The sequence below is a fragment of the Mycobacterium paraseoulense genome, assembly GCF_010731655.1.
Classification (GTDB): domain Bacteria; phylum Actinomycetota; class Actinomycetes; order Mycobacteriales; family Mycobacteriaceae; genus Mycobacterium; species Mycobacterium paraseoulense.
In genome coordinates this window covers 1,645,495-1,661,615 of record NZ_AP022619.1, presented here as the reverse complement: position 1 = coordinate 1,661,615, position 16,121 = coordinate 1,645,495, and the positions used below count along the sequence as shown (strand labels likewise).

The 16,121-nt window shown below is 63.3% G+C and carries 17 protein-coding genes and 1 pseudogene; 10 read left to right on the top strand and 8 right to left on the bottom strand.

Features of this window, described 5'->3' with window-relative positions:
• The first annotated feature begins 22 nt into the window (after window positions 1-22).
• From G6N51_RS07550 to G6N51_RS29110, 9 genes are all read left to right on the top strand, one after another.
• A complete protein-coding gene (locus G6N51_RS07550) occupies window positions 23-1,051 on the top strand; it encodes a virulence factor Mce family protein (protein WP_083173158.1) in 1,029 nt (342 codons plus the stop codon).
• Window positions 1,048-2,355, top strand: coding sequence for an MCE family protein (locus tag G6N51_RS07545; protein WP_083173159.1), 1,308 nt, complete (start codon window positions 1,048-1,050; stop codon window positions 2,353-2,355). The genes G6N51_RS07550 and G6N51_RS07545 overlap by 4 nt, the downstream gene beginning before the upstream one ends.
• Window positions 2,352-3,716: an MCE family protein gene (locus G6N51_RS07540; protein WP_083173160.1), complete on the top strand. Its 1,365-nt coding sequence runs from the start codon at window positions 2,352-2,354 to the stop codon at window positions 3,714-3,716. Before G6N51_RS07545 ends, G6N51_RS07540 begins: the two co-directional genes overlap by 4 nt.
• Window positions 3,716-4,852, top strand: a complete 1,137-nt coding sequence (locus tag G6N51_RS07535) for an MCE family protein (RefSeq protein WP_083173161.1) — start codon at window positions 3,716-3,718, stop codon at window positions 4,850-4,852. The genes G6N51_RS07540 and G6N51_RS07535 overlap by 1 nt, the downstream gene beginning before the upstream one ends.
• A 1-nt stretch (window position 4,853) precedes the next feature.
• On the top strand, window positions 4,854-6,302 hold the full coding sequence (locus G6N51_RS07530; RefSeq protein WP_083173162.1) for an MCE family protein: 1,449 nt from the start codon (window positions 4,854-4,856) through the stop codon (window positions 6,300-6,302).
• Window positions 6,269-6,943 (top strand): hypothetical protein, encoded by a 675-nt coding sequence (locus tag G6N51_RS07525; protein ID WP_083173202.1) that lies wholly within the window; start codon window positions 6,269-6,271, stop codon window positions 6,941-6,943. The genes G6N51_RS07530 and G6N51_RS07525 overlap by 34 nt, the downstream gene beginning before the upstream one ends.
• Window positions 6,943-7,647, top strand: coding sequence for a hypothetical protein (locus G6N51_RS07520; RefSeq protein ID WP_372510067.1), 705 nt, complete (start codon window positions 6,943-6,945; stop codon window positions 7,645-7,647). Before G6N51_RS07525 ends, G6N51_RS07520 begins: the two co-directional genes overlap by 1 nt.
• Before the next feature lie 276 nt (window positions 7,648-7,923).
• Window positions 7,924-8,517 carry a CAP domain-containing protein gene (locus G6N51_RS07515; RefSeq protein WP_232078536.1) on the top strand — a complete coding sequence of 198 codons (594 nt, stop codon included), beginning with the start codon at window positions 7,924-7,926 and terminating at the stop codon, window positions 8,515-8,517.
• A 63-nt stretch (window positions 8,518-8,580) separates the two neighbouring features.
• Window positions 8,581-9,087, top strand: a complete 507-nt coding sequence (locus G6N51_RS29110; RefSeq protein ID WP_232078248.1) for a DUF732 domain-containing protein — start codon at window positions 8,581-8,583, stop codon at window positions 9,085-9,087.
• Here the strand turns inward: G6N51_RS29110 and G6N51_RS07505 are convergent.
• The 8 genes and pseudogenes from G6N51_RS07505 to G6N51_RS07470 all read right to left on the bottom strand — a co-directional run bounded on the left by G6N51_RS07505 (window position 9,047) and on the right by G6N51_RS07470 (window position 14,855).
• Window positions 9,047-9,979, bottom strand: a complete 933-nt coding sequence (locus G6N51_RS07505) for a VOC family protein (protein ID WP_083173164.1) — start codon at window positions 9,977-9,979, stop codon at window positions 9,047-9,049. The genes G6N51_RS29110 and G6N51_RS07505 overlap by 41 nt on opposite strands.
• The gene (locus G6N51_RS07500; protein ID WP_197747112.1) at window positions 9,976-10,599 is read right to left on the bottom strand and encodes an isochorismatase family protein; all 624 of its coding nucleotides are present in this window, start codon (window positions 10,597-10,599) and stop codon (window positions 9,976-9,978) included. Before G6N51_RS07500 ends, G6N51_RS07505 begins: the two co-directional genes overlap by 4 nt.
• A gap of 12 nt (window positions 10,600-10,611) precedes the next feature.
• Window positions 10,612-10,842 (bottom strand): annotated as a pseudogene (locus tag G6N51_RS07495) (SDR family oxidoreductase); the annotation flags it as partial.
• Window positions 10,782-10,994 carry a hypothetical protein gene (locus tag G6N51_RS07490; protein WP_163750571.1) on the bottom strand — a complete coding sequence of 71 codons (213 nt, stop codon included), beginning with the start codon at window positions 10,992-10,994 and terminating at the stop codon, window positions 10,782-10,784. The pseudogene G6N51_RS07495 and the gene G6N51_RS07490, both read right to left, overlap by 61 nt.
• Window positions 10,995-11,030: 36 nt before the next feature.
• Window positions 11,031-12,200: a cytochrome P450 gene (locus G6N51_RS07485; protein WP_083173166.1), complete on the bottom strand. Its 1,170-nt coding sequence runs from the start codon at window positions 12,198-12,200 to the stop codon at window positions 11,031-11,033.
• 25 nt (window positions 12,201-12,225) lie between these two features.
• Window positions 12,226-12,444 carry a hypothetical protein gene (locus G6N51_RS07480; protein ID WP_083173206.1) on the bottom strand — a complete coding sequence of 73 codons (219 nt, stop codon included), beginning with the start codon at window positions 12,442-12,444 and terminating at the stop codon, window positions 12,226-12,228.
• A complete protein-coding gene (locus G6N51_RS07475) occupies window positions 12,444-13,595 on the bottom strand; it encodes an amidohydrolase family protein (protein WP_142275064.1) in 1,152 nt (383 codons plus the stop codon). Before G6N51_RS07475 ends, G6N51_RS07480 begins: the two co-directional genes overlap by 1 nt.
• A 30-nt stretch (window positions 13,596-13,625) precedes the next feature.
• Window positions 13,626-14,855 carry an amidohydrolase family protein gene (locus tag G6N51_RS07470; protein WP_083173167.1) on the bottom strand — a complete coding sequence of 410 codons (1,230 nt, stop codon included), beginning with the start codon at window positions 14,853-14,855 and terminating at the stop codon, window positions 13,626-13,628.
• 141 nt (window positions 14,856-14,996) lie between these two features.
• Here G6N51_RS07470 and G6N51_RS07465 point away from each other — a divergent pair, with 141 nt between their 5' ends.
• Complete coding sequence (locus tag G6N51_RS07465; protein WP_083173207.1) at window positions 14,997-15,602, top strand: TetR/AcrR family transcriptional regulator; 606 nt, start codon at window positions 14,997-14,999, stop codon at window positions 15,600-15,602.
• Window positions 15,603-16,121: the final 519 nt, after the last annotated feature.

Here is a 16,121-nt window from a genome sequence, read left to right as displayed (position 1 = left end):
AGATCCGAGCGAGCAACTAGCAATGAGACAGAACCTGACGGGCACTTTCTGGCGAGTATCCATCTTCATGGTGGTCTGCTTCTTCGGCATTTTCGCGCTCGTTGCGGTCTTCGGTGAGCTCCGGTTCACGTCTGCGACGGCCTACAATGCGGTATTCACTAATGTGAGCGGCCTAAAGGGCGGCAATTTCGTCCGCATCGCCGGGGTCGAGGTCGGCAAGGTTCGCACCATCACCGTGAACGATGACGCGACTGTCAATGTCGAGTTTTCCACCGACAAGTCGGTCGTGCTCACAGAGGGCACCCGGGCCGTTATCAAGTACGAAAACCTGGTCAGCGATAGGTATTTGGCCCTTGAAGAGGGCCCCGGGCACGTCAAGACGCTAAGGCCCGGACAGATCATCCCTGTTTCACGTACGCAACCGGCTCTGGATTTCAATGCGTTGATCGGCGGCTTCCGGCCCTTGTTCCGCGCCCTGGACCCGCAACAAGTCAATGCTTTGACTGGTCAGTTAATCGCGGTATTTCAGGGTGAAGGTGTCACGATCGGCGATTTTCTTTCCCAAACGGCCTCGCTGACAAGCACTTTGGCCGACCGTGACCAATTGATCGGCCAGGTGATCGGCAACCTCAACACTGTCCTCGGGTCATTTGGGGATCAGAACAAGCAGTTCGACAAAGCGGTTGATTCGCTATCGGAGCTGATGAAGGGCTTGGCCGAGCGCAAATCCGACATCAGCAACGGCGTGGCATATATGAATGCGGTCGCGGGCTCGGTCACCGACCTGCTCTCGCAGGCGCGTCCGCCGTTGCAAAACACCGTTCACCAGCTGGACCGCGTCGCCGGCATCGTCGCCGCCGACCACGAATATCTCGACCATCTGCTCGAGACGCTCCCGGACAAGTACCAGGTGCTGGGCCGGCAGGGCCTCTACGGTGACTTCTTCAGCTTCTACCTCTGCGATGTGGTGCTCAAGGTCAACGGCAAAGGCGGACAACCCGTCTATATCAAAGTGGCGGGCCAGGCGACGGGGCGGTGTACGCCGAAATGAAAAGCTTCGCGGAACGCAACCCCGTGATCGTCGGGGCGATCGGCATCGCCGCCGCCGTCGCCGTGGTTGGAGCTGCACTGAATTACGATCGCCTGCCGTTCCTGTCCGGCGGCAAGACTTACTGCGCCTATTTCGCCGACGCGGCCGGCGTTCAGAGCGATGCCGACGTTCAGGTATCCGGCTACAAAGTCGGGTCGGTCCAAAGCGTGGAGCTCGACGGCCCAAAGGTACTCGTCACGTTCAAGATCACCGGCGACATCCGGCTGGGTGACCGTACCGAGGCCGCGATCCAGAACAGCACCTTGCTGGGTACCAAGATCGTGCAGGTGACCCCGCGCGGGAATGGACACTTGTCGCAGCCAATCCCATTGGAGCGCACGATGTCTCCATACCAGATACCGGACGCCCTTGGTGATCTGACGAAGACCATCAACGGGCTCAACACCGACCAGCTGTCGGATGCATTGGCCACCCTCGGGGATACCTTCAAGAACACCGCCCCAGACTTCAGGATCGCCGTGGCGGGAGTGTCGCGCTTCTCCCAAACACTCAACGTTCGCGATCAGCAGCTGCGTAATCTGCTGGCGAACGCGAACAAGGCCACCACGGTACTTGCCCGGCGCAGCGACCAGGTGGCAGGCCTGGTGGCTAACACGAATGCGTTGTTGGCGCAGCTGCTCACCCAGAGCGGAGCGTTGGATCAGGTCGCGAAGAACCTTTCCGCGCTGGCAACGCAGCTCTCAGGATTCATCGCCGAGAACCGGGATCAGCTGCGGCCGGCACTGGACAAGCTCAACGACGTGCTGACCATCGTCGACAACCGTAAGGAGCGGGTGCAGAAGTCGATCAAGCTTCTGAACGCCTATGCAATGTCACTCGGTGAGGCCGTGTCGTCGGGGCCCTGGTTCAACGCCTACGTCGCCAACCTCCTACCCGGACAGTTTGTTCAGCCGTTCGTCGATGCCGCGTTTTCCGATCTGGGGCTTGATCCCCACACGCTGTTGCCGTCACAGCGGACCGATCCGCCAACCGGACAGCCCGGCACGCCAGCCCTTCCGGTTCCCTTCCCGCGCACCGGGCAGGGCGGGGAACCGCGTCTGACCCTGCCCGATGCCATCACCGGCAACCCGGGAGATCCGCGCTATCCCTACCGTGAACCACCCCCGGCCCCCCCGCCGGGCGGTCCTCCGCCGGGCCCGCCGGCGCCGGCACCACCCGGACTGGCATCGGTTCCCGAGCCGACACCTTCACCGGTCTACGTGCCGGCCCCTGGTGAGGTGCCGCCCGGGGGTGGTGGCCAATGACCCGTCCGGTGGCGATCCCTCGCGGCGGCAAAATCGCGCTCGCCATATCCTTGGTCATCTGCCTGGCAGGCGGGATCACCGTGGTGGCGCTGAAAAGCTTTGGCGCTCCACCAACGAACGTGATCGCCTATTTCGAAAACAGCAACGGCATCTTTGCCGGCGACGACGTGATGATCCTTGGCGTGCGCGTGGGCAAGATCGACAAAATCGAACCCCAGCCCGACCGTGCCCGGATTTCCTTCCACATCGACGGCAAGCACAAGGTGCCCGCTAACGCGAACGCGGTGATCATCAATCCGACCCTGGTGAGCGCGCGGGCTTTACAGCTCACGCCCGCCTACGCTGGCGGTCCGGTGATGTCTACCGGCGCGGTCATCCCGCAGCAGCGCACCGCGGTGCCAGTGGAGTTCGACGACTTGCGCAAACAGCTGGAAAAGCTGACTCAGTCCTTGCAGCCCACGGAACCGGGCGGGGTGAGCACCATGGGTGCATTAGTCGATACTGCCGCCGATAACCTGCGGGGACAGGGTGCCGACATCCGCGATGCCATCATCCATTTGTCGCAAGCGCTGTCGGCACTCGGCGACCACAGCAACGACATCTTCGGCAGCGTCAAGAACCTCTCGATCCTGGTGTCTGCGCTGCGGTCGAGCAGGGATCTTCTGCGTCAGCTCAACAGGAATCTGGCGGCGGTGACCGCCCTGCTGGCCGACGACCCCGACAAGGTAGGCGGCGCCCTGCGTGACCTCAACGCCGTCGTCGGCGATGTACAGAGCTTCATCGCCGACAACCGCGAATCGCTTGGCACTACCTCGGACAAGCTCGCCTCGATCTCCGGCGCCGTCGTGAATAGTCTCGATGACCTCAAGCAGACGCTTCACATTGCCCCCTCGACGTTCGCGAACTTCAATGCCATTTACGACCCGGCGAATGCATCGCTGACAGGCGTGCTGGGCATCAACAATTTCGCCGACCCGATCGGATTCCTTTGCGGGGCAATCCAGGCCGCGTCCCGTCTCAACAACCAGCAGTCGGCGAAGCTGTGTGTGCAGTACCTCGCGCCGATCATAAAAAACCGCCAGTACAACTTCCTGCCACTGGGTGAGAACTTCTTCGTCGGACCGAAGGCCCGGCCCAACGAGGTCACCTTCAGTGAAGACTGGCTGCGGCCGCTGACCGAGCCGGGCAGGATCCGGGACCGCTACGAGGGGCCGCTCCCCGACGAGGGCCCGCCCCAGCCGCCGGCCACCGGCGCACCGCCGCCCGATACCGTGCCGGCGCCGATCCCCGCCGGGGCCACGCCGAGCGGTCCGGCCGCCGGACTGTCTCAAATGATGATGCCGCCCGGAGGCGCATCGTGATGCGTCGTTGTCGGCGACGTTTGATCGTCGCCCTGTTGGCTGCGCTCGTATTCGCCTCGGTGTCCGGGTGTTGGTGGCGCGGGCTGAACTCGCTGCCGCTGCCGGGAACCGGCGGAAGCGGCCCGGGTTCCTTCACCGTCCAGGCCCAGATGCCGGAGGTGGCAAACCTCAAGCAGAACTCCAGGGTGCGCGTCGGCGATGCCGTGGTGGGGACCGTCACCAAGATAGAGCGGCAGGGTTGGCACGCGCTGGTGACGATGCAGCTGGGTGGCGACGTCAACCTGCCAGCGAACGCCACCGCCAAGCTCGGCCAGACCAGCCTGCTCGGCTCAATGCACATCGAGCTTGCACCCCCGGCCAGGGTGCCACCCGAGGGCACACTTCGTGACGGCTCGCTGATTCCGCTGCCGTCAGCCAGCGCCTATCCGAGCACCGAGCAAACGCTGGCCGCGGTATCGCTGCTGCTCAATGGTGGCGCCATTGGCCAAATCCAGGACATCACCAGGGAACTCACCACCTCGTTCAACGGTCACGAACAGGACCTCAGAAGCTTGATCGAGGAATTCAACAAATTCGTCGGCCATCTCAATGACCAGACGGGTGACATCATCGCCGCCACCGAGAGCCTCAACAACTTGGCCAGCCAGTTCGCCAACCAAGAGCCGGTGATCGACCGTGCCTTGAAGACCATTCCCGAAGCGCTTGCCATCCTCAAGGACGAACGGGCGAACCTCACAGACGCGGTCGACCAATTAGGCAAATTCAGCGCCGTGACCACCCAGGCGGTCAACCAAACCAAGGAAAACCTTGTGGCTGAGCTCAACCAGCTTGGGCCCGTGCTGGAATCATTGGCCAACGCGGGCCCCGCGCTGACGCGATCGCTGAGCGTTCTTTCCACGTATCCGTGGCCCAACGAAACGGTGGAGAAGTGGTTCCGCGGTGACTACGCCAATCTGACCGCCGTCGTCGACTTGACGCTCAGCCGACTCGATGCCGGCCTGTTCACCGGCAGCCGATGGGAAGGCCACCTCACGGAGTTGGAGATGCAGTGGGGCCGCACCATCGGCCAGCTGCCCAGCCCCTACACCGCGGGCAACCCGTTGATCGCCCCATACCACTGGGATCAGGGACCGTGACATGCTGAGCAGGAAAATCAAGATCCAGCTGATCGTGTTCTTCATCGTTGCCGTGGGTGCGATGGCGACCATGGGTTTGGGCTACGTACGGGTGCCGGCGATGTTCGGCGTCGGCCAGTATCGGGTCAAGGTCCAGCTACCGGAATCGGGCAACCTATACGCGAACGCCAATGTCACGTACCGTGGCACCGAGGTCGGCCGGGTGACGGCAGTGCGTTTGACGGATACCGGTGTGGAAGCCGATCTTTCGCTGCGCTCCGATGTGCGCATCCCGTCCGATCTTGACGCCCAGGTGCACAGCCAGAGCGCGATCGGCGAGCAGTATGTGGCGCTGTTGCCCCGCAATGGCGCATCCGCCCCGCTACGTGACGGCGATGTGATAGCACGCAGCCGGACCTCCGTCCCGCCCGACATCAGCAGCCTGCTCGATGCCGCCAACCGCGGCGTGCGCGCGATCCCTAACGACAACCTCAAGACTGTCATCGACGAGAGCTACACCGCGTTCGGCGGCATGGGTCCCGAACTGTCCGAGATGGTCACCGGAGCCAGTGCACTGGCCACGGACGCGAAGAAGAATCTCGCCGCGCTCACCACGCTCGTCGATGGTGCAAAACCGTTGCTGGACAGCCAGTCCGACACCTCGGATGCGGTCCAGGCGTGGGCGGCGCACCTGGCCACCATTACCGGTGAACTAAAAAACCACGACGGAGACGTTGCCGGTCTGATTCACCAGGGCGGGCCAGCAGCGGCCGAGGGGCGGCGACTGTTCGACCGTCTTAACCCCACGCTGCCAATCGTTTTGGCCAACCTCGTCAGCGTCGGTCAGGTGGCGGTCGTCTATCACAACGACATCGAGCAGTTACTGGTGCTACTGCCGCAGGGCATCGCACAGCTCCAGGGCATCGGCTTGGCCAATCTGAACACCAAGCAGGACTACCGGGGGGCGTTCCTGAGCTTCAAGCTCAATTTGAACCTGCCGCCGGTGTGCACGACCGGCTTCCTTCCCGCCCAGCAGCGCCGGGTCGCAACCTTCGTCGACGCCCCCGACCGGCCCGCCGGTGATGTGTACTGCCGAACCCCGCAGGATGCGATGTGGAATCCGCGTGGGGCGCGCAACATTCCGTGCGAGACGGTGCCGGGCAAACGCGCCCCCACGGTCAAGATGTGTGAGAGCGATCAGGAATACGTTCCCCTCAACGACGGCAACAACTGGAAGGGTGACCCCAACGCGACGCTGTCGGGTCAAGACGTCCCACAGCTGGCGCCCGAAACGCCGCAGGCACCGGTTCCACCGCCGCCACCCGCACCCGCTCTGGCGGCCGCCGAATACGATCCGGCCACCGGTTCCTACGTGGGACCCGACGGAAACGTCTACACCCAAGCCAACCTCGCTCAGACCGCACCAAAGGAGCACACATGGCAGTCGATGCTGATACCGCCGGGCAATTAACCCAGCTCGGAGAAGATCAACCCGACGAGATTGACGAGACAACCGACCCGGCCGCTAGCCAAGCCGATTCGGACTCGCTAGTCGCGCCTGATATGAACGCTCACGATGCCGACGAAGCGCACCCTGCCGGCGGCAGCCCAAAAGCGTTGACAGGGAAGAAATCCGGTATCCGGACGGGCTTAGTCATCGGGCTGCTCATGATCATGGCACTCGGCGGACTTGCGGGGTGGTTCGGTCACCGTATCTATCTATCGCAGCAGGATGAAAAGCAGCACCAGCTGTTCTTGCGGGTCGGTCGCCAAGGCGCGATGAATCTGACATCCATCAACTACGCCGATGCCGATGCCGATGTCCGGCGCATCCTCGATTCGGCGACGGGAACGTTCTACGACGATTTCCAGAAGCGCTCCCCGGCCTTTGTCCAGCTCGTCAAACAGGCGCAGTCGAAAACCGAAGGCAGCGTCACCGAAGCCGGCCTGGAGTCGGTGGGCCGTGACTCGGCCCGGGTCCTGGTGGCGGTAACAGTGAAGACGTCGAGCCTCGGTGCCACAGACCAGCAACCCCGCAAATGGCGGATGCGCATCGATGTGCAGAAAGTGGGTGACACAGTGAAGGTGTCGAACGTGGGGTTCGTGCCGTGATCCGACTGATCCGGCCAAGGTCGCGAACCGGCGACGACGCAGATAAAGTGACGGGGCCCGAAACCGTGACCGTCGAAACGACTCCTGTAGAGCCCGTGTCCGATTCGAGCGAGGCCAGCGGGACAGTTGCGTCCGCCGAGCACGACGGCACCGCCGATCAGGACGACTCCACCAACGGCGGGCAAGAAGAGCCGACCGAATCGGCGACCAAACGGAAAGCCATTTCATGGCGAGCTGCGCTCGTGTATGCCGTGCTACCTGGGCTGGCGATGCTGCTGGCCGTCGGCGCCGGCTTCTTGAAGTGGAAGGATTCATCGGCGCACAGCGCCGATGCCGCCCGCATCGAATCCGTGCGGGCCGCAACCGATAGCACGATCAAGATGCTGTCGTATCGGCCCGACTCGGTTGAGGCCGACCTCGGCTCTGCGCGGGACAGACTGACGGGCTCGTTTCGCGATGCGTATATCCAGCTGACGCGTGATGTGGTGATCCCGGGATCCAAGCAACGACAGATCTCGGCGGTAGCGACCGTGCCCGCCGCGGCGTCGGTATCAGCAAGCCCCAATCACGCGGTGGTGTTGATGTTCGTCAACCAGACGATCATGGTCGGCAATGATCCGCCCAGCAGCACTGCCTCCAGCGTCCGTGTGGTTCTGGATAAGTTCAACAACCGCTGGCTGGTGTCCGACTTCACACCGGTCTGATAACGCGACGGTTCCCGAGACGATGGTCATGGTCAGCATGTCAGGGGTACCACCCACAAGGGTGGCTCCGATCGCTCCCCAATTCCGGAGTGGTTGCGGACAAACGGGATTCAGCGGCGCGCGAAGCGTTTCTGGCAATGCGGTTTCAACTTCGCCCACGCCAAAGATGTGCCGGCGCAAGCGCAAAGAAAGGGCAAGCTAATGATGCACCTGTCACGCGGCAGTCGGCCTGGATCGGCCATTGCGGTGATCCTGACGGCCGCGACAGCGCTGACAATGTCTGCCGCACTCGCCGATGGCAACGACAACACGCTCATACCGAACAACAAACGACTCAATGACGGCGTAATCGCCAACGTCTACACCGCGCAGCGGCAGGCCGGTTGCAACCACGACGTCAACAGCAATCCACAACTTCAATTGGCCGCACAACGGCACACTGAAGACCTGATGAACAACCGCGTCCTCGACGGAAATGTCGGTTCCGACGGTTCCACCCCGCAGGACCGCGCCAACGCTGCCGGCTACCACGGCAAAGTAGCCGAAACCATAGTGATCAACCCGGCGCTGGCCATCGACGGCATGGACATCCTCAACCAGTGGTACGCCAACCCCGCCTATAAGGCGACCATGTCCGACTGCGCCTACAGCCAAATGGGCGTCTGGTCAGAAAACAGTGTGGACCGTAGCGTTCTGGTGGCTGTCTACGGCCAGCCACCGCAGCCGCCGCCTCCACTCGCCTCCGGCCAACCGAGCCCGATAGACCCCAGCCCCGACTATGACGCCAGCGATGAATTGGAATTCGGCATTAACTGGTTTCCGTGGGTCCTGCGAGGGGTCTATCCGCCGCCTGCGTATCCACCGCAGTAGGCAAACGTACGAATAATGGCGTTCGAGAGATCTATTGGAATGTCAGCGATTACACGTCGCAGCTTGCTGATTACATCGATCGTCGCCGCGGCTGCCGTCGGCGGCGCCACACCGACGCTGGTACCGCGGGCGTATGCCGCCCCGACGCCCGCGGCGGAGTATCTCTATGACGTGGCGGTGCGGCGACATTACAACTTTCGGAACAACGATGCGATTGGCTACGGCCACGGCATCTGCGACAAGGTGAGTGGCGGCCAAAGCTATTCCCAAGTGATGGGTGATGTCAAACGGGATGTAACCCCTAATGACGAGCGCGCGGCAAATTACCTGGTCTCCTACGCGGTGAATATCCTTTGCCTCGAACAGATCTGGCAACTCCGCCGCGCACTACCAGCCGCCAGCGCCGTAATCCCGGGAAAGTACGGCGTCGTGTTGCGTCAGGCCGGGCCGTACCTGATGGGCACAGGGCCGATCTCACCGAGCACCTCGGCTGCGTTCCGGTGTAGCCCGTGTTGCGCCCGGCCGCTTGTTATGCGAAGTGTTCGAGCGGCCGTTCGACGTATTCGATGACAGTGCCCTCTGGTGCGGTGAGAAACGCGATGTGTAGGCCGGCGATCGGGGTGCCGGGCAGGGGGCACCAGATCGGTCCGCGCACGACGACGTCCTCGGCCGTGGCGGCGATCGCGCGCGGCGTGTTCTCCACACGTAACGCGCACCGGTAGAGCCCCTGTTCATTGGGCTGCCTGGCAGCCGGCCGCGCGCCTGCGGCCGCTTGCGTCAGGCATAGCCTCACGGTGGGACCGTCTTCGGCCAGCCCGACATGGCACACCTGCACATCGTCGGAATCGTCGACGTCGAGACCGAGATCGCACAATGGCAGCGTCCGGGTGCGTGTCTCACCGAGCGGGTTGAATCCGATGCCCGTGTAGAACCGTAGCGACTCGGCAAGGTCGGCGCAGGTGACCCGCGCTCCGGCGAATTGCACGCCGCCGGTCGCGCCGCTCCGCATATCCGCGAGTTCGACGACCAGTCCGTCGGGGCCGACCGCGACGGCGGCCGGCCCACCGGTGACCAGGCCGACCGCATCCTCGGACAGGACGCGGTAGCCGTGGTCGCGGATCGTCTCGACGGTGCGCCCACGATCGGCGACGCGGAAGGCCAATGCGCTGAGCCCGCCCGAGGCAGCGTCGAGCGCCCGGCAGGCCGTGGTAGGCGGATCGAGCCAGTGGATGACCTCGATTGCGCAGGAGAACCGAGGGCCGCGGCTGTCGTAGAAAAACCGGGTGTCACAGCGGACCTTGCCCGGCAGTCCCAGGATCTCACCGTCGACCAACTCCTCTGGATCCGTTTGCATCTGCAGACCCAGCCCGAGGCAGTCGGTGAGGAACGCCTGCGCGGCTTCGGCGTTGACGGTGTTGAGGTTGATATGCAGGAATCGGCGGGCCAGATCGGTCGCTGTCATGAAGATCTTCCGGGCTGCGCGACATCGACGGTCCATGACCCGATGAGCTCGTCGATAGTGGTCAGGCGACCGAGCTTCGCCATCGTGTGGGTGAGCACCTGCTGGCCATAGTCGGGCGGTGTCCCCGCGACGGCGTCACGGGCCACGATGAGGTGGAAGCCCGCTTCGGACAGGTGCGCGGCGGTGACGGGGAGCGCCAGATTCAACGAAACCCCGGCCAGCACAACAGTGTCCACGCCGAGACCCCTCAGCACCGCAAGCAGGTCGGTGTCCAGCGTCGGAAACAGGCCGTGGCGGCGCGGCACCACCACGTCAGAGGGTGCCAACAGCTCGGACATGACCTGTGTGGCCGGTGCGCTGGGCTCCCAGTCCGCGGTGGCTGGCGCCAATACCCGCCAAATTCTCGCCGTACCGACTGTCTCTGCTTCGCACGCTCCCTCGTAGGTCGCGTGCACGACGTGTACGCCTGCGATGCGCGCCGCGTCGAGGAGGCGCTGCAGATCGGTGACGAGGCGTGGGCAGTCCTGCGCGAGCAGCGGCAGCACCGAATCCGGTCCCAGCACACCGGTTTGGCACTCGACACATAGCACGGCGATGCGGCGGCGGTCGATAGCATGCATTGGCGCCATCACTTAGCGTCGATCGCCCATGCCGGCGTCGACCTTCAGAACACTTCCGGTGAACGACCGTCCGGCCTCCGATATCAGAAACAGCACCGCGTTGCTGACGTCCTTCGGTTCGATGAGCAGGAGATCGGGCAGCGCGGTCTGCATCGCATTGACGAGATTCGTGTTCTGTTCGATCACCTTGAACAGGACGGGATTGTCGGTGACCATCGGCGTGGCACAGTTGGTCGGTGCGACGCGTCGGCGGCCACGCCGAGGATCTCCTCGGTGGCCGGGTTGATGTTGTCGATGACCTGACCGCTCGACGCGTCGCGCAGCCGGCGGTCGATGAACATCCGAGGTTCGGGATGGAAATCGACAGCACTGGTCGGCATTGGTGCGATCGTCATTGGCGTTACCTCCGTGCTGGCGTTGTCGGTGCTGTCTCAACGTGCTTCCCAGTGCAGCGGCAAACTGGTGAGCGAATAGGTGTTGGCCGGCCAGCCGATCCGCGGTGTGAAACCTGGCTCGAGCTCGAATTCCGGGATGCGGCGCAACCACTCTTCGATGATGAGGTTCAGTTCCATGCGTGCCAGGTGGGCCCCAAGGCATCGGTGCGGTCCACCGCCGAAACCCCAGTGTCGGTGAACTTTTCCGTCCATCAGCACCTCGTTGCCCGAGGTGGCGTCGCTGCCGTCGCGGTTGATCGCGGCGATCAGTAACCGGACCGGAGTGTCGGCAGGCAGCGTGATGCCGCCGACGGTGACTTCCCGGGTCGTCATCCGCGGTAGGATCGGTGCCGGTGGCTCCAGCCGGACGATCTCCTCGACGAAGACCTTGATCAGCTGGGGATCTTCCCGCAGCGCGGACCGCAGGTCGGGCCGGCGGGCCAGCTCCAGTAGCGCGAAACCGATTGCCGCCGTGACGGTGTCCAGTCCGGCCAGCACGAACAGAAAGCTCAGCCCGACCGCTTCGGCGTCGTCGAGGGGCTCCTCGCCCGTCAGCACCGCCGACAGGACGTCGGAGCCCGGGTTGGCGCGGCGTTCGTTGATGGCGGCTCCCAGGTAGGCGAACAGCTCCAGGGCAGGCCCGAGATCGTGGCCTTCCAACGTCGTGCCGCTGTCGGCGAGCTCGATGACGGCGTCCTTCCAGGTCAGGAGCTTGGCGCGGTCAGCCAACGGCAGGCCGTAGAGGGTGAGGAACACCTGCGACGGGTACGGCATTGCCAACTCGGTGACGACATCGGCATGCCCATGCGGGGCGAGGGCGTTGATCATCCCGACCGCCTGCTGCTGCAGCGCCGGCAACATCGCGCCCAGGGTGTGTGGGCTGAAGAAGGGCTGCAGGATCTTGCGGAACCGGGTGTGCTCGGGCGGATCGAACGAAATCGGCACCAGCGGCAGGGGACTGCCAAGGGTGTCGAACGCCTTCTTCGACGAGAAGATCTCGGGGTTGCGCAGCGCGTGTAGCACGTCGTCACGGCGGGTCAGGTAGTACCAGCCGTGCATCAGGACGACGGGCCCCATGGCGCGGAGGGCGTCCCAACCGACTTTTCGGTCGTCGGCCATCGGCAACGACTCGTACTCGAGCTCCGGCACTGCATGCACGCTGGTCATCCGAATAACTCTCCTTGCTTAAGAATCAGTCCTGGTTGTGCAGATAGGCGTCGTATTCACCGCGAACCGACTCCATGGCGGCCAGCCGCCGTGTGACCGAGCGAATCTCGGCCTCATCGGCGGGAAATTGCAATGCTGCAAGCCGGTTTTGGGCGCGGACGATCGCGTCGTCGAGCCGGTCCCGCGCCTCGTCTTTGGTCAGCAGATCCTGGTCGGCCCAGTCCTCCACCTCCGGCGGGTCCATCAAGCCGCCCGTGGGAAGTTGTAGAACTCGCGCGCGTTCAATTCCACCATCCGGTGTGCCTCGTCGTCGGGCACGTCCCTGAGGGTCTCGGCGGCGCGTTCACGGCTCTGCGGCCAATACGAGTCCGAATGCGGGTAATCGCACTCCCACGTGATGCGGTCGACGCCGATGAAGTCACGTACATCAACCCCGAAGTCGTCTTCGATGAAGCAGCCGTGGATGTGCTTATTGAACAGTTCGCTCGGCGGATGCTCCTGGTTGATGTTGTTGTAGAAGCGGTGCTTGCGCCACACGCTGTCGCAGCGTTCCAAAATGTATGGAATCCAACCTATTCCGCCTTCGGACAGACCGATCTTGAGCCTCGGATGACGGTAGAGCGTGTTCGAGAACAGCCAGTCGGTCATCGCCGTCATCGACATCGTCCCCATCAGGGTGATGAACACGGCGAACGGCGCGTCCGGCGCGATCGGTGGGGGAAAGCCGCCGGACCCGAAGTGCTGCGCCAGCACCATCCCGGTCTCTTCAACGGCCGACAGAACCGGATCCCAGTGGTCGGAATGCACCGACGGCAGTCCCAGCCTGTCCGGCAGGTCGGGGAACGTCACCGTCTTGGCGCCCTTCTCGGCGACTCGGTGGATCTCCGCGACGCTTGCGTCGATATCCCAAAAGGGCAGCATCGCAACGGGGATGAACCGGTTCGGCGCAGTGGCTGCCCACTCGTCGAGATGAAAATCATTCCACGCCCGTGAGCATAGGCGGGCGAGCTCCTTGTCCTCCCCTTCGGCGAATACCGCACCGGCGAACCGTGGGAAGGACGGGAAACAAGTCATCGCCTGCACGCCGTCGATATCCATGTCAGCCACGCGCGCCTTGGGGTCATAGCAGCCCGGGATCATGTCGTCGTAGCGCACCGGCTCGACGCCGTAGTCTTGGGGCTTCTTGCCGGCCACCGCGTTCAGGCCGATGTAGGGATAGATGCGGCCCTCGTACTGCCATACCTGGGTCAATGCCCCGGTGTCGGGGCGTTCGAAATCGATGATCTTCGGACCCGCTTCGAGGTATTTGCGGGGGAGCCGGTCGCTCCACACAGTCGGGTGCTCGATCAGATGGTCGTCGACCGAGATCAGCTGCATCCACGGCTGCAACGGCATCGGCGTTCTCCTTGCGTCGCTTCGAAGTTCTCAGGCGGAGGCCAGCTGCGGTGGTCTCATGGCGTCCGGGTTGGGATTCGCAATCGGCAGCCCCATGAAGCGGCGGGCGTTGTCGCCCATGAAGTCGTAGGTGCGTCGTTCGTCCATGCCTTCGGCGTATTCGTAGAACCGTTTGGGAGTTGCCAGGCCCTCGGGATGCGGGTAGTCGGAGCCGAACAGCACCTTGTCCCAGCCCACCGTCTCGACCACCTCGGCCACCGAACCCTCCCAGAAGGGGCTGACCCAGATGTTGCGGCGGAACACGCCAAGAGGATGCTCTGCGAAGTTCTGCGGCATCTTGGTGTAGATGTCGTCGAGATCGTGGAAGAGGGGCTTGATCCATGAACTGCCGTTCTCCACGCTGGCGATGCGCAGTCGTGGGAACCGGGTCAGTGTGCCGTGGCATATCAGACTGGTGATCATGTCGGCGATCTCCCTGTGCCCCAGCGCAACCCATCGGAATGCGCTCATCTCCATGAAGCTGTTTGTGTCGGGCGGTTCCCACTGATTGATGTAGCCGTCGAGCGGCGGCTGGCTCGCGTGCAGGACGATCGGCAAGCTCGCGGCTTCGACGTCGCGCCAGAACGGGTCGAACTCGGGCAGTGCGGGAGAGCGCCACCCGCGAAACCCCTTAACCGGGGAGGGTTTGATCAACGCCACCTTGGCGCCGTTGTCGAGGATGTAGTCGAGCTCCCGACGCGCGCCGTCGACCTCGGCGCAATTGATCACCGGCGTCATGAATAGCCGGTTGGCGTAGGTGAACTGCCAGTGTTCGAGCATCCACTGGTTGAGCGCGTGGATCATCGCCATAGTCAGTTCGGGATCCTCGGCCGCCGAGTGTTCCACGAGATTGGCCAGCGTCGGATAGACGAGCGTCTCGCGGACCTCTTGGCGGTCCAGCTCCCTGATCCGGTCCTCGGGATTTCGGCTCGCGGGCGGCGCGTCGATCGCCGCGCCCTGCATCTCGCGCAACGTCAGTCCTTCGGGATTGTGACCCGAATAGAACTTCTCGTGCGAGCCCGGTGCAGCGACCCGGTCGAAGGTTGGGTTGGGGATGTACTCGGTGATCTTGCCCAGTATCGCGATGCGAGTCCGCCGACCCATCTGGACGAACTGCACGGCTTTGGCGAACCGGTCTGGCAGGTATTTCGTCAGCGCACCGGGCGTTTCATACATGTGCTGGTCGGCATCGAATATCGGCGCGTCGGTGATCGGTTTCATCGCTGTCTCTTTCGGATCGGCTTTCAGTGTCGAGCTTTGATCAACTTGACGATTGTGTCAAGTCACTAGCGTGGATTTCACTATTGATGGTTTCAACTCGATGATTGGTACTTGACACTTATGTCATATATGCTGGTGGGCATGACGGTGACGCAGGGGAACGGCCGCGCCGGTGCGGCGGAGGAGGCCGGCCGTGGGGAGCGGACGCGGGCGCTGATCCTTGAGGCGAGCCGACAGTTGTTCCTACAGCGCGGCTTCGCCGGCACGCCCATCAACGCGATCACCGAGGCATGCGGAATTTCGCGCGCTGGCTTCTACACGTACTTCAAGGACAAAGAAGAGATCTTCGCCGTCCTGGGCGAGAGCGCCTACCGCGACGTGATGGCGGTGTTGACTCGGTTGGACAGGTTGCCGCGGCCATTCACTGCAGAAGATCTGCGCGGTTGGGTCGGCGAGTACTTCGCGTTCATGGACCGCCATGGAGCATTTGTGTTTGGCGCGTGGCATTCGTCGCCCGACCGGGAGGCGTTCCGGCGCTCGCGCAACCGCACGGTCACACGATCTGCCTTCAAGCTAGGGCAGGCGATCGTCGGGCCGGGTGACCACTCGCCCGAGGTCGTCGGTATCGCAGTGCTCGGGATGATGGACCGTGCCTGGCACGCCGAGCAGATCCAGGCCGTCGCCGTCGAAAGGGACGAGGCGATCAGCGCGCTGGCCGACATGATCCTGCGACTGGCCCACCAGTAGGTGCACTGGCACGACAGCGAAAACGCCTTGGCCCAAATACTTCAACGGTCCGATGACCCGGGCGTCTCAACCCACTACGGGCGACGGGCGGTCTGCCGTAAAAGATGTGCGCAGTGGCGTCCGCAGTCGCGCAGGGCGAACGATTGGACAGCTCGGCTATTGCTGGCGTCGCACGAACACGCGGTAGCCGAGCTGTCGGCGATCGGCGCAGCAGCAGACCATGGACTGGTCTGGTCGTCGTCTGGGGGTCCATGGTCGAATTGCCCGCAAGCCATGCGGCCAATATGCGGCCAAAGCGGCGGATGGGTTAGTCCAAGAGGGCCAGTTTAGTGACCTACTACGGGTAACCAGCTGAAATACATTGATGTAAGCTTAAACTCCGCTTTGGTCAGAAGCCTCGCCGGTGGCGTCGGCCCGCGTCGATGTCGCCGATCCCACAGTGACGCCCTAGCCCACGCCGGGTCTGATGACTGCTTCCGGGCGGTTGCCATCGCATCAGCCATAAGTAGCGAGCGCTGC